The organism is Amorphus orientalis (genome assembly GCF_030814015.1).
Classification (GTDB): Bacteria; Pseudomonadota; Alphaproteobacteria; order Rhizobiales; family Amorphaceae; genus Amorphus; species Amorphus orientalis.
Window position 1 is genome coordinate 335,021 of sequence record NZ_JAUSUL010000001.1, and the last position, 12,510, is coordinate 347,530.

The 12,510-nt window shown below is 67.6% G+C and carries 12 protein-coding genes; 7 read left to right on the forward strand and 5 right to left on the reverse strand.

Annotated features, from left to right (window positions below):
- Positions 1-20 precede the first annotated feature (20 nt).
- The 4 genes from J2S73_RS01550 to fsa all read right to left on the reverse strand — a co-directional run bounded on the left by J2S73_RS01550 (position 21) and on the right by fsa (position 3,013).
- Positions 21-560, reverse strand: coding sequence for a DUF3833 family protein (locus tag J2S73_RS01550; RefSeq protein WP_306883664.1), 540 nt, complete (start codon positions 558-560; stop codon positions 21-23).
- An 82-nt stretch (positions 561-642) separates the two neighbouring features.
- Complete coding sequence (locus J2S73_RS01555; RefSeq protein WP_306883665.1) at positions 643-1,251, reverse strand: 2-hydroxychromene-2-carboxylate isomerase; 609 nt, start codon at positions 1,249-1,251, stop codon at positions 643-645.
- A gap of 87 nt (positions 1,252-1,338) precedes the next feature.
- Entirely contained in the window at positions 1,339-2,274 is a 936-nt protein-coding gene (locus tag J2S73_RS01560) for a tyrosine recombinase XerC (protein ID WP_306883666.1), read from the reverse strand.
- Positions 2,275-2,356: 82 nt separating this feature from the next.
- The gene (fsa, locus tag J2S73_RS01565; RefSeq protein WP_306883667.1) at positions 2,357-3,013 is read right to left on the reverse strand and encodes a fructose-6-phosphate aldolase; all 657 of its coding nucleotides are present in this window, start codon (positions 3,011-3,013) and stop codon (positions 2,357-2,359) included.
- Between the two features lie 71 nt (positions 3,014-3,084).
- On the opposite strand from fsa, the gene J2S73_RS01570 reads away from it, so the two are divergent.
- From J2S73_RS01570 to J2S73_RS01600, 7 genes are all read left to right on the forward strand, one after another.
- Entirely contained in the window at positions 3,085-3,471 is a 387-nt protein-coding gene (locus tag J2S73_RS01570; RefSeq protein ID WP_306884924.1) for a VOC family protein, read from the forward strand.
- 28 nt (positions 3,472-3,499) lie between these two features.
- Positions 3,500-5,704: a primosomal protein N' gene (locus J2S73_RS01575; protein WP_306883668.1), complete on the forward strand. Its 2,205-nt coding sequence runs from the start codon at positions 3,500-3,502 to the stop codon at positions 5,702-5,704.
- 243 nt (positions 5,705-5,947) lie between these two features.
- Positions 5,948-6,514, forward strand: a complete 567-nt coding sequence (locus J2S73_RS01580) for a F0F1 ATP synthase subunit delta (RefSeq protein WP_370874398.1) — start codon at positions 5,948-5,950, stop codon at positions 6,512-6,514.
- On the forward strand, positions 6,514-8,046 hold the full coding sequence (gene atpA, locus J2S73_RS01585) for a F0F1 ATP synthase subunit alpha (RefSeq protein WP_306883670.1): 1,533 nt from the start codon (positions 6,514-6,516) through the stop codon (positions 8,044-8,046). Before J2S73_RS01580 ends, atpA begins: the two co-directional genes overlap by 1 nt.
- Before the next feature lie 33 nt (positions 8,047-8,079).
- Positions 8,080-8,973, forward strand: coding sequence for a F0F1 ATP synthase subunit gamma (locus J2S73_RS01590; protein WP_306883671.1), 894 nt, complete (start codon positions 8,080-8,082; stop codon positions 8,971-8,973).
- Positions 8,974-9,049: 76 nt separating this feature from the next.
- Positions 9,050-10,477: a F0F1 ATP synthase subunit beta gene (gene atpD / locus J2S73_RS01595; protein ID WP_370874374.1), complete on the forward strand. Its 1,428-nt coding sequence runs from the start codon at positions 9,050-9,052 to the stop codon at positions 10,475-10,477.
- Between the two features lie 41 nt (positions 10,478-10,518).
- Positions 10,519-10,923 carry a F0F1 ATP synthase subunit epsilon gene (locus J2S73_RS01600; protein WP_306883673.1) on the forward strand — a complete coding sequence of 135 codons (405 nt, stop codon included), beginning with the start codon at positions 10,519-10,521 and terminating at the stop codon, positions 10,921-10,923.
- Between the two features lie 123 nt (positions 10,924-11,046).
- Here the strand turns inward: J2S73_RS01600 and J2S73_RS01605 are convergent, their stop codons facing one another.
- Positions 11,047-12,459: a serine hydrolase domain-containing protein gene (locus J2S73_RS01605; RefSeq protein ID WP_306883674.1), complete on the reverse strand. Its 1,413-nt coding sequence runs from the start codon at positions 12,457-12,459 to the stop codon at positions 11,047-11,049.
- Between the last annotated feature and the right edge of the window lie 51 nt (positions 12,460-12,510).

Here is a 12,510-nt window from a genome sequence, read left to right on the forward strand (position 1 = left end):
GAGACCGAGCCCACATTCCCCTATCTCGGGTTCCGACGGAAGACCACATCCACCGTTGCGACCGGCACGCCGTACTTGCTGACGATCGCCTTGTTGACCACCACGTCGCGGGACTGGGGCACCAGCACGTCCTCGAACGACAGGACGCGGCGCTTCCCGTTCTTGCCGACGACTTCCGCGTCATAGGACAGCCGGACGGTCTTTCCGTCCTGCCAGACGTCGGCCACCCCGATCACGTCCTCGCGGGTGCCCTTGTAGCTGCCATCGGCCTGCTTGGTGAAGCGCCAGGTCTTGCGGTCTGTCTCGCCGTCGTCGAAGCGGAAATCCTCCCGCAGGGTGAGGGTCCGGCCGTCCCAGGTGCCCCGTGTCCTGATCGTGAACGATCGGTCGACGCCGGCAATGTCGCTCTCGAACCGGCCTTCGCCGCTGGTCCGGCCGACGAAGAAGGATTCCAGCGTCAGCGCCTCCACCTTCGGCGGCACGTCCGCGTCCGGCGTCGTCATGCAGCCGGCCAGGATAACGGCGAGGGCGGGGATGGCGAGCCAGCGAAGCAGGGACATGGAGGTCTCCGGGGATGTCGCGATCGGAATGCTGTGCCAATGGATACGCAGCCGTCCTTCTAACGGACCAGCCGTGGGCGTCCTATGGCCGCCGCGCCACACTTTCGCTGGCCCACGCCAGCGCGTCCTCGAGACGGTCGTCACCCCAGAAGAGTTCGCCGTCTTCGGTCACGAAGCTCGGCGCCCCGAACACGCCCTTTGCGATGGCTTCGTCGGTGTTCGCGCGCAGCGCGGCCTTCACCGGATCGGTGGCGGCGGCGGCAAGCGTCGCGTCCGCGTCGACACCGGCCGCTTCCAAAGCGCGCCGCAGGACGACCTCGTCGGAGATCTGGGCACCGTCGGCGAATTCCGCCCGGAAGATCGCCCGGCTTGCGGCCGGCCTCTCGGCCGGGTCGACGGCAAGGACGCAGCGGGCGGCGCGCAGGCTGGTCTGGGGAAAGGGATCGGGGCGGACGAAGCCGAGACCGCGCGCTTCGGCGAGACGGGCAACATCGCGCCACATATAGGCGCCCTTGGCGGGATAGATGTTGAACGGCGAGGAGTCCCAGCCCTGGGCCTGAAAGATGGGGCCGAGCAGAAAGGGGCGCCAGCGTACCTCCACACCCGCGTCCGCCGCGCGCGCCTCGATGCGCTCCGCGGTGAGGTAGGAATAGGTCGAGGCGAACTCGTAGAAGAAATCGATCGCGGACATGGCCCTGCCGACGGTTTGCGGATCCGGCCGGCATCATCGGGTGTGATCCGGGCGGCCGTCCAGAGGCATCGAGTCCGACCGGAACGATCAGGCGCGGGGATGCGCCTTGGCGTAGCTCTCGAGAAGATGGGCGGTGTCGACCTGGGTGTAGCCCTGGGTGGTCGACAGGCTGGCGTGTCCGAGCAGTTCCTGGATGGCGCGCAGGTCGCCGCCGGCCGCCAGCAGATGGGTTGCGAAAGCATGCCGCAGCGCATGCGGCGTCGCGCTGTCGGGCAGGCCCAGCGCGCCGCGCAGATGGGCGACGGTGCGCTGGACGATGCGCGGCGACAGCGGGCCGCCCTTGGCGCCGCGGAAGAGCTGGTCGTCGGGCTCCAGATGGAAGGGAACGAGACCCAGATAGGCGGTGGTCGCCTCGGCGATCGCCGGCAGGACCGGGACCAGGCGGACCCGTCCGCCCTTGCCGGTGACGCGGAGCGCGATGGCGGGATCGGTGGGGGCATCGCTGCGGGGCAGCGACAGGGCCTCGGCGATGCGCAGGCCGGCGCCGTAGAGAAGCGTCAGGATCGCTGCGTCCCGGGCCGCAATCCACGGCTCCTCGTGATCGCCGGCGGCCTCCAGCATGGCCCGGGCGTCGGGAATGCCCACCGGCCGGGGCAGCCGCTTCGAGGTCTTCGGTGCGGACACCAGCCGGACCGCATCGGCCGACAGGAGCTCCTTCTTTTCCAGATAGGTGACGAAGGAGCGGACCCCGGCGAGCCCGCGCCCGACGGTCCGCGTCGAGGCGCCGCCCATGCGACGCCGGGCGAAGAAGGCGCGCACGTCCCGGGTTTCAAGTCCGGCGAGATCGGCGATGGCGGGCGGTGCGCCAAGATGCTCGGTGAGAAATCCGCAGAGCTGACGCACGTCGCGCTCGTAGGCTTCGAGCGTATGGCCGGCCAGCCGCCGCTCGCCGGCCAGATGGGCCAGCCAGGACCGGACCTCGGCGGCGAGATCCGGCGCCATGATCTGGATCGGTGCCGTCATGCCATCGTCCTTCCGCAGGCGGTCTCCATCCGCCAGAAAGGACAGTGCGCGCGACCCCTTAAGGTCGGGTTAGTCGCCCGCCTCAGAGGATCGACTGACCGGTCTTCTTCCAGTCGGACAGGAAGGCATCGAGGCCCTTGTCGGTCAGCGGATGCTCGACGAGCTTGTGGATGATGGCCGGCGGGATCGTCGCCACGTCGGCTCCCGCCAGCGCGCAGTCGCGCACGTGGTTGGAGGTACGCAGCGAGGCGGCCAGAAGCTCGGTCTCCAGCGCCGGATAGTTGTCGTAGACCTGTCGGATTTCCTGGATGAGCTGCATCCCGTCCAGGCCGATATCGTCGAGGCGGCCGATGAAGGGCGAGATGAAGCTCGCGCCCGCCTTGGCGGCCAGCAGCGCCTGAACGGCGGAAAAGCACAGCGTCACGTTGACCATGGTGCCCTCGCCGGAGAGCGTGCGGCAGGCCTTCAGCCCGGCCCATGTCAGCGGCACCTTCACCGTCACGTTCGAGGCGATCTTGGCGAGCTTGCGGCCTTCGGCGATCATCTCGTCCGCATCGGTCGCGGCGACTTCCGCGCTCACCGGACCGGGCACGATCTCGCAGATTTCCGCGATCACATCGGTCATCGGCCGGCCGGATTTCATGATCAGGGACGGGTTCGTGGTTACCCCGTCCAGAAGACCGGTCTCCGCAAGGGCGCGAATCTCGGCTACATCGGCCGTGTCGACGAAAAATTTCATGGGGGCGTCCTCTTCACGTTCCGCGTCGTCATGGGCCAGCCTCGTCTCGGACGCAAGGAGGAAAGACGGTGATTATCGATCACATCGGATTTGCGGTTGGGGACTATGAAAAGGCAAAGGCGTTCTACACGGCTGCCCTCGCGCCGCTCGGCATCGCCGCGGTGATGGAGGTCGGGCCGGAGCAGACGGCGCACGGCGGCCATGCGATCGGGTTCGGCCGCGGCTTCAAGCCGGAATTCTGGATCGCGACAGGCGGGCCCTCGCCGCAGATGCACATCGCGCTCCTGGCCGAGGACAGAGCACAGGTCGACGCCTTCTACCGCGCGGCGCTCGAGGCGGGGGCGACCGACAACGGGGCACCCGGCCTGCGGCCCCAGTATCATCCGGACTACTACGGCGCCTTCGTGATCGATCCCGAGGGCCACAATCTCGAGGCCGTGTGCCACGGGCCGGCCTGAGGGCGCGCGCAGTCGGGGGATCGATCGGGTGACGGATCTGTTCGGCACGGCGCCGAGGGCGAGCGGCCGGCGCGATCATCGCGTCTCGGTGCTGGTTCCGGTGGCCGTCGACGCCCCCTACACCTATGCCAGCGACCGGGCGCTCGCGCCGGGAACCGTGGTCGCTGTGCCGCTGGGCACGCGCGAGGTACTGGGCTGCGTCTGGGACGATCCGCCGGACGAGACCATCGGCCACAACCGGATCCGGGAGGTCAGCCGGATCTTCGACTGCCCGCCGATCGCCGACGATCTGCGCCGGTTCGTGGACTGGGTCGCGGCGTGGACCCTGGGCACCCGGGGCATGATCCTCAGAATGGTGCTGAGGGTGCCGGACGCGCTGGAGCCGGAGCCGCCGATCAAGGCGGTGCGCGCCACCGGAACCGCGCCGGAGCGACGCACCGACGCCCGCGCCCGGGTTCTGGAGATGATGAGCGACGGGATGGCCTGGTCCAAGTCGGGTCTTGCGACCGCGGCGGGGGTGTCCCCCTCGGTGGTCGACGGGCTGGTGGCCCAGGGCTGTCTCGAAGCCGTCCTCATCCCGCCGAGCACGGCCTATGCGGTCCCCGATCCCGAGGCGCGGCCCCCAAAACTCTTCGACGCCCAGCGCCATGCGGCCGACAGTCTGGTGACGGCCGTCGCGGCCGACCGGTTCTCCGTGTCGCTGCTGGACGGCGTCACCGGCTCCGGCAAGACGGAGGTGTTTCTGGAGGCGGTGGCGGAAACCGTCCGGCGGGGCCGCCAGAGCCTGATCCTGATGCCGGAAATCTCGCTTACCAACGTGGTCATCGACCGGATCGAGCGACGATTCGCGGCGCGGCCGGCCGAATGGCATTCCGCCGTGCCGCCGCGCCAAAGGGCCAGGGTGTGGCGTGGCGTCGCAGAGGGACGGGTGCCGATCGTCGTCGGCGCACGCTCGGCCCTGTTCCTGCCGTTTGCCGATCTCGGTCTGGTGATCGTCGACGAGGAGCACGACCCCGCCTACAAGCAGGAGGACCGGGTCAGCTACCACGCCCGCGACATGGCGATCGTACGCGGGCGCGAAGGCGGCTTTCCGGTCATCCTGTCGTCGGCGACACCGTCCATCGAGAGCCGGGTCAACGCCGACCAGGGACGCTACCGCCGGCTGCATCTGCCGACCCGGATCGCCGGGTCGGAAATGCCGGAGGTGACGGCGATCGACATGCGCCGCGACGGTCCGGAGCAGGGCCAGTGGATCTCGCCCCGGCTCGCATCGGCCGCCGAGCGGGTGCTGGCGGACGGCCGCCAGGTTCTCTTTTTCCTGAACCGGCGCGGCTATGCGCCTTTGACGCTGTGCCGGACCTGCGGCCACCGCTTCGTCTGCCCGAACTGCTCGACCTGGCTGGTGGATCACCGGCTGCGCGGTCGCCTGGAGTGCCATCATTGCGGCCACAGCGAGAAGCGGCCGGAGGCGTGCCCCGAATGCGGCGATCTGGACAGCCTCGTCGCCTGCGGGCCTGGCGTGGAGCGGATCGCGGAAGAAGTGCGCGCGCGCCATCCCGACAGCCGCATTCTCGTGCTCTCGTCCGACCTGCCGGGCGGGTCGGACCGGCTGCGCCGGGAACTGCAGCTGGTGGCGGACGGCGGTGTGGATATCATCGTCGGCACCCAGCTGGTCGCCAAGGGCCACACCTTTCCCAACCTGGCGCTGGTCGGCGTCGTGGATGCGGATCTGGGGCTCGCCAACGGCGATCCGCGCGCGGCGGAGCGCACCTTTCAGCTCCTGACCCAGGTGACCGGCCGGGCCGGACGCACCGGCGGGACGGGCGAGGGGATGCTGCAGACCTATGCGCCGGAGCATCCGGTGATCAAGGCGCTGGTCTCCGGCGACCGGGAGGCGTTCTACCGGGAGGAGGTGGCGGCCCGACGCAATGCCGGCCTGCCCCCGTTCGGACGGCTCGCGGCGATCGTCGTGTCCGGTCCGGACAAGCACGAGGCCGAATCCTATGCCCGGGCGCTCGCCCGCGCCGCGCCGAGATCCGATGCCGTCGAGGTCCTGGGTCCGGCCGAGGCGGCACTCGCGGTGCTGCGCGGACGCTACCGGTTCCGGCTCCTGGCCCGCGCGCCGCGTTCGGTGGATCTGCAGGCCTATCTGCGCGACTGGCTCGCCGCCGGTCCGCGTCCGCGCGGCGCGCTGAAGTGCATGGTCGACGTCGATCCGCAAAGTTTTCTGTGAGCGGATTCCCGACCGGATCCGCCCGAAGATGCGGTTTTTTCAAGCTGGCCGCCGTTTTTCCGGTCAGCGCAACTTCGCGGCGAAACGCACCATGCGCGCCGCCCGGTATGTTGCGCGCCGATATCCCGTGTGCTAAGCGGGCCGCGGCCGCCGAGAGGCTGGCCAGCCGCCGATTTCTGTTCTGCGAAATTTCTAGGCACTCGCGGCACTTGCTGCCGACCCGTCCGCCTGAACGAAAGAAGGATACCGGTGACAGACGCCCAATCGTTCACATCCGGTGTTGCGCTGCGGTACGCCTCGGCTCTGTTCGAGCTTGCCAAGGATGAAAACGCCCTCGACGCGGTGGAATCCGACGTCGAAGCGTTTGGCAAGATGCTCGACGAAAGCGAGGATCTGCGCCGCCTTGCCGTAAGCCCGCTCTATTCCAAGAGCGATCAGGTCGAAGCGCTCGACGCGATTTTCGCCAAGGCGGAAACCGGAAAGCTCACGGCCAACTTCTTCAAGGTGGTCGCGGAAAACCGCCGGCTGTTCGCAGCCCGGGATATCGTCCGTGCCTTCCAGTCACTTATGTCTGCTCACCGCGGCGAGATGCTCGCCGAGGTCACCAGCGCGGAGCCGCTCTCGGAAGATAACGAGACGCGCCTGCGCGAGATCCTTGCCGGCGAGACAGGACGTGCTATCAAGCTCTCGACTAAAGTCGACCCGAGCCTGATCGGCGGCCTCGTTGTCAAAGTCGGCTCCCGCATGATCGATACGTCCTTGCGTACACGATTGAATTCGCTCAAGACCGCTATGAAAGAGGTCGGTTGATGGATATTCGCGCCGCGGAAATCTCCGCCATCCTCAAACAGCAGATCCAGAACTTCGGCGAGGAAGTCGAAGTCTCCGAGGTCGGCCAGGTTCTCTCGATCGGTGACGGCATCGCCCGCGTCTACGGCCTCGACAAGGTCCAGGCCGGCGAGCTCGTCGAGTTCCCGAACGGGATCCGCGGCATGACGCTGAACCTCGAGGTCGACAATGTCGGCATCGTGGTTTTCGGCGACGACCGCCAGATCAAGGAAGGCGACACGGTGAAGCGCACGGGCGCCATCGTGGACGCTCCGGTCGGCAAGGGTCTGCTCGGCCGCGTCGTCGACGCGCTCGGCAATCCGATTGACGGCAAGGGACCGATCGACGCCGCCGAACGGCGCCGCGTCGACGTGAAGGCCCCGGGCATCATCCCCCGCAAGTCGGTGCACGAGCCGATGTCCACGGGTCTGAAGGCGATCGACGCCCTGATCCCGGTGGGCCGCGGCCAGCGCGAGCTGATCATCGGTGACCGTCAGACCGGCAAGACCGCGATCATCCTCGACACCTTCCTGAACCAGAAGCCGCTGAACCAGGGCGACGACGAGAGCCAGAAGCTCTACTGCGTCTATGTCGCCGTCGGTCAGAAGCGCTCCACGGTCGCCCAGTTCGTGAAGACGCTGGAGGAGAACGGCGCGCTCGAGTACTCGATCGTCGTCGCCGCCACCGCCTCCGACCCGGCGCCGATGCAGTTCCTGGCGCCGTTCACCGCCTGCGCCATGGGCGAGTATTTCCGCGACAACGGCATGCACGCCGTGATCGGCTACGACGACCTCTCCAAGCAGGCCGTCGCCTATCGCCAGATGTCGCTGCTGCTGCGCCGCCCTCCGGGCCGCGAAGCCTATCCGGGCGACGTGTTCTACCTGCATTCGCGCCTGCTCGAGCGCGCCGCCAAGCTCAACGACGAGCTCGGCTCCGGCTCGCTGACGGCGCTGCCGGTCATCGAGACCCAGGCGAACGACGTGTCGGCCTACATTCCGACCAACGTGATCTCGATCACCGACGGTCAGATCTTCCTGGAGACCGACCTGTTCTACCAGGGCATCCGTCCGGCCGTGAACGTCGGCCTGTCGGTGTCCCGCGTGGGCTCGTCGGCCCAGATCAAGGCGATGAAGCAGGTCGCCGGCCCGATTAAGGGCGAGCTGGCCCAGTATCGCGAGATGGCCGCGTTCGCCCAGTTCGGTTCGGACCTCGACGCGGCGACCCAGCGCCTGCTGGCGCGCGGTGCCCGTCTGACCGAGCTCCTGAAGCAGCCCCAGTTCTCGCCGCTCAAGACCGAAGAGCAGGTCGCTGTCATCTTCGCCGGCGTGAACGGCTACCTCGACAAGCTGCCGGTCTCGGCCGTGCAGGACTTCGAGGAAGGGCTGCTCAGCTATCTTCGCGGCGAGCACAAGGGTCTCCTCGACGAGATCTGGGAGAAAAAGGAGCTGAAAGACGATTTGCGCGACAAGCTCAAATCGGCGATCGACTCCTTCGCCAAAACCTTCAGCGCGTAATCGCGTGCGCCCCACGTCTAAAAAGGACGCGCTATGGCGAGCTTGAAGGACCTGCGCAACCGGATCACCTCCGTCAAGTCGACGCAGAAGATCACCAAGGCCATGCAGATGGTCGCGGCGGCAAAACTGCGTCGAGCCGAGGAGGCGGCCGAGGCCGCGCGTCCCTACTCCGAACGCATGCATGCCGTGCTCGTGTCGCTTGCCGATGCGGTGCGGGGAAGCGACGAAGCCCCGAAGCTGATGGTCGGCAACGGTCGCGACGACACCCATCTTCTGGTCGTTTGCACCGCCGACCGCGGCCTTTGCGGCGCGTTCAATTCCTCCATCGTCCGGCTTGCCCGCGAGCATGCCCGGCGGTTGCAGGCCAGCGGCAAGACGGTGCAGTTCTTCTGCGTCGGCCGGAAGGGCTACGACATCCTCCGGCGCGAGTATAAGAGCCAGATCGTCGACGTGGTCGAACTCAAGGACGTGCGGCGCATCTCCTTCGCCGACGCCCAGAAGATCGGCGAGAAGCTGATCGAGCGGTTCGACAACGGCGATTACGATGTGGCGACGCTGTTCTTCTCGCAGTTCAAGTCGGTGATCAGCCAGATCCCGACGGCCCAGCAGCTGATCCCGGCCGATCCGGGCGAGGAAGAGGATGCGGCCGAGAGCGAGACCGACGGCACCACGGCCGTGCGCGAGTACGAGCCGGAGGAAAGCGAGATCCTGGCCGATCTCGTCCCCCGGAACGTCTCGGTCCAGGTGCTGCACGCGCTCCTGGAAAACGCCGCGTCGGAACAGGGCGCTCGGATGAGCGCGATGGACAATGCGACCCGGAACGCGGGCGAGATGATCGACAAGCTGACGCAGGAATACAACCGGACGCGTCAGGCCCAGATCACCAAGGAACTGATCGAAATCATTTCCGGCGCCGAGGCGCTCTGACGTCGGACCAGGCGGCCCTCGGGCCGCTTGCGACGCTGAAGCGAAACGTTGGTCGGATCACAGCTCGAGACGGAGCATGCACATGGCGAATAATGTGGGAACCATCCATCAGGTGATCGGCGCGATCGTCGACGTGAAGTTCGATAGCGAGCTTCCCGCGATCATGAACGCGCTGGAGACCGACAACAACGGCGTGCGCCTCGTCATGGAGGTCGCCCAGCACCTCGGCGAGAACACCGTCCGCTGCATCGCCATGGACGGCACGGAAGGCCTCGTCCGCGGTCAGGACGTGACCGACACCGGCAACCCGATCGAGGTTCCGGTCGGCGACGGCACCCTCGGCCGCATCATGAACGTCATCGGCGAGCCGGTGGACGAAGGCGGTCCGATCACCCACACCGAGACCCGCCCGATCCACGCCCCGGCCCCGTCCTATGTGGACCAGTCGACGGAAGCGGAGATCCTGGTCACCGGCATCAAGGTCGTCGACCTGCTCGCGCCTTACGCCCGTGGCGGTAAGATCGGCCTGTTCGGCGGCGCCGGCGTGGGCAAGACCGTGCTGATCCAGGAACTGATCAACAACGTCGCCACCCAGCACGGCGGTTACTCCGTGTTCGCCGGCGTCGGCGAGCGCACCCGCGAGGGCAACGATCTCTACTACGAGATGATCGAGTCCGGCGTGAACAAGGAAGGCGGCGGCGAAGGCTCCAAGGCCGCGCTGGTCTACGGCCAGATGAACGAGCCTCCGGGCGCCCGTGCCCGTGTGGCGCTCTCCGGCCTGACCGTCGCGGAATATTTCCGCGACCAGGGCCAGGACGTGCTGTTCTTCGTGGACAACATCTTCCGCTTCACCCAGGCGGGCTCCGAGGTGTCGGCGCTTCTCGGCCGTATTCCTTCGGCGGTGGGCTATCAGCCGACGCTCGCCACCGACATGGGCGCGCTGCAGGAGCGGATCACCACCACCACCAAGGGCTCGATCACCTCGGTGCAGGCCATCTACGTGCCGGCCGACGACCTGACCGACCCGGCGCCGGCCACCTCGTTCGCTCATCTGGACGCCACGACGGTGCTCAACCGCGCCATCTCGGAGAAGGGCATCTACCCGGCGGTGGACCCGCTCGACTCCACGAGCCGCATGCTCTCCGCCATGATCATCGGCGAGGAGCACTACAACACCGCCCGCCAGGTCCAGGAGATCCTGCAACGCTACAAGTCGCTCCAGGACATCATCGCCATTCTCGGCATGGACGAGCTGTCGGAAGAGGACAAGCTGACGGTGGCCCGCGCCCGTAAGATCGAGCGCTTCCTGTCGCAGCCGTTCCACGTGGCCGAGGTGTTCACCGGCAAGCCGGGCGTGTTCGTCGAGCTGGCCGACACCATCAAGGGCTTCAAGGGTCTCTGCGAAGGCGAGTACGATCACCTTCCGGAAGCCGCCTTCTACATGGTCGGCACCATCGAGGAAGCCATCGAGAAGGGTCAGCAGATGGCCGCGGAAGCGGCGTAATCGGCTGAACCCGGATCAACGGACAAGCGAGGGAACGGCAGATGGCCGGTAACTTCCACTTCGAGCTGGTTTCGCCGGAGCGACTTCTCGTCTCCGAAGAGGTCGCGGCCGTGCGGGTTCCCGGCAGCGAGGGCGAGTTCGAGGTTCTCGAAGGCCACGCGCCGTTCCTGTCGACGCTCCGGCCGGGCATCCTGCGGGTGCGCGGCGGCGCCGACGGCGAGCGCGAGATCTTCGTGCGCGGCGGCTTCGCCGACACCGGGCCGAACGGGCTGACGGTGCTGGCGGAAGAGGCGATCCCGGTGAAGGAGATCGACCGCGAGGAGATCGAGCGGCAGATCGCCGACGCCCAGGACGACGTCAACGACGCCAAGGACGAGGCGACCCGGGACGAAGCCGAGCGGCACCTGGAGCATCTCCGCGACGTGCAGCGGGCGCTCGGTCACTGAGGCCAGTCGCCGGGGGCGGCACCGTCGCCGGACATAGCAAATTGAAGAAGCCCGCATTCGCCGAATGCGGGCTTTTTCGTTTGCGCGGCGGTCGCGGCGGGTCCTTTGGGCGAAGGAGGCGGCCTACTGGCTCGAGGCCGCGCCCGTCGGAAGGGCGCCGATCACATCCGCCAGCAGGGCGTTGCGATCGTAGAGCCCCTGCGGATTGGTCATGCCGAGCCGCACCACCACCAGATCCTGCGACGGGACGATGGCGACGGTCTGGCCGTCGTGGCCGCGCATCCAGAGCGTGTCCGGCGGGATGGTGTCGCCCGACAGGCCCGACTGCAGCCAGATCTGGCCCTTGCCCATGCGCCCGCCGGACTGTTCGACGGGTTCGACCATGGTGTCGACCCAGCCGACCGGGAGCACCTGTTCGCCCTCCCACAGACCCTTCTCCAGGATCAGAAGCCCGAAGCGGGCCCAGTCGCGGGCGGTCGCCGACAGCCAGGACGGGCCCATGAAGGTGCCGGCCGGATCGGTTTCGAACACCGCGCTGGTCATGCCGATCGGCTCGAACAGGGCCTCGCGGGGAAAGGTCAGCCACTGGTCCGTCGGCAGGGCGGCGCGGATCGCGCCCATGGCGAGCATGGTGGCGCCGCTGGAATAGTCCCAGGTCTCGCCGGGAGGGCTCTCCTGCTCCATGGCGGCAAGGAAATCGACCGCGTTGCCGCTCTCGTAGAGCATCCGGGTGGTATCGGTGACGCTGCCGTAGCTCTCGTTGTAGGCGAGGCCGTCGGTCATATCGAGCAGCGCGGAGAAGGGGATGCGGCTCTTGGGATTGGCATCGTTCGACCACTGCGGCAGCAGGTGGTCGATGTCGAGAGCCAGATCGGACTCGGCCATGGCGACGCCGGCGAGCGCGCCGGTCACGGTCTTTGCCATCGACCAGCCGATCAGCGGCGTCGCGGCGGTGATCCCGTCGGCATAGCGCTCGGCGATGAGCCGGCCGTTCTGGACGACGACGACGGCCCGGGTGCGGAGCTTGCCGGCATTGGCGCCCTCCGGCTCCGCGAACGCCCTCTCGAGGGCGGCATCGAGGGCCTGCGGCGGCGGTCCGTCGATGCCGGTGCCTTCGGGCCAGAGCGCGCCGTTCTCGCGCGCCCCCGTCATCGGAGGTAGCGTCTCGTCGGCAAGGTCAGACGGCGACACGCCGATGGCGAGCGCACAGCCCAGCCCGTCGCGGTGAACCGCGGTTCGCTCGAACACGCCGACCCCGAACGGCGAGGCGGAAATCTGCTTCACCGGGTCGTCCACCGTCACCCTGTAGAGGTTGAGCAGCGGGTTTTCCCGACCGAGCACGTCCTCGTCCCAGATCCGGTCGAGATTCAAATTGGAGACATACATGCCGGAACAGACCGTCTTGGCCACGTAGGCCGAGCCGATCGCCAGCATCGGCGGGAGCGTCCAGGCGGCCGCGACGATCACGCTGACAATAACCACCGCAAACCCGATCGCGAGCCAGCGGAAATAGGAGCGAAGGCGGAACTTGGCCATGGCAGGTCTCCGGAAGTCAGGCGCATCTTTTGCCACGGGGGCGGGCGTGTG

Excerpts from the sequence above, each read along its gene's own strand:
- J2S73_RS01560 (WP_306883666.1), bottom strand. The coding sequence starts at position 2,274 with ATGACGGCACCGATCCAGATCATGGCGCCGGATCTCGCCGCCGAGGTC.
- fsa (WP_306883667.1), bottom strand. The coding sequence starts at position 3,013 with ATGAAATTTTTCGTCGACACGGCCGATGTAGCCGAGATTCGCGCCCTT.
- J2S73_RS01605 (WP_306883674.1), bottom strand. The coding sequence starts at position 12,459 with ATGGCCAAGTTCCGCCTTCGCTCCTATTTCCGCTGGCTCGCGATCGGG.
- atpA (WP_306883670.1), top strand. The coding sequence starts at position 6,514 with ATGGATATTCGCGCCGCGGAAATCTCCGCCATCCTCAAACAGCAGATC.
- J2S73_RS01600 (WP_306883673.1), top strand. The coding sequence starts at position 10,519 with ATGGCCGGTAACTTCCACTTCGAGCTGGTTTCGCCGGAGCGACTTCTC.
- J2S73_RS01555 (WP_306883665.1), bottom strand. The coding sequence starts at position 1,251 with ATGTCCGCGATCGATTTCTTCTACGAGTTCGCCTCGACCTATTCCTAC.
- J2S73_RS01590 (WP_306883671.1), top strand. The coding sequence starts at position 8,080 with ATGGCGAGCTTGAAGGACCTGCGCAACCGGATCACCTCCGTCAAGTCG.
- atpD (WP_370874374.1), top strand. The coding sequence starts at position 9,050 with ATGCACATGGCGAATAATGTGGGAACCATCCATCAGGTGATCGGCGCG.
- J2S73_RS01550 (WP_306883664.1), bottom strand. The coding sequence starts at position 560 with ATGTCCCTGCTTCGCTGGCTCGCCATCCCCGCCCTCGCCGTTATCCTG.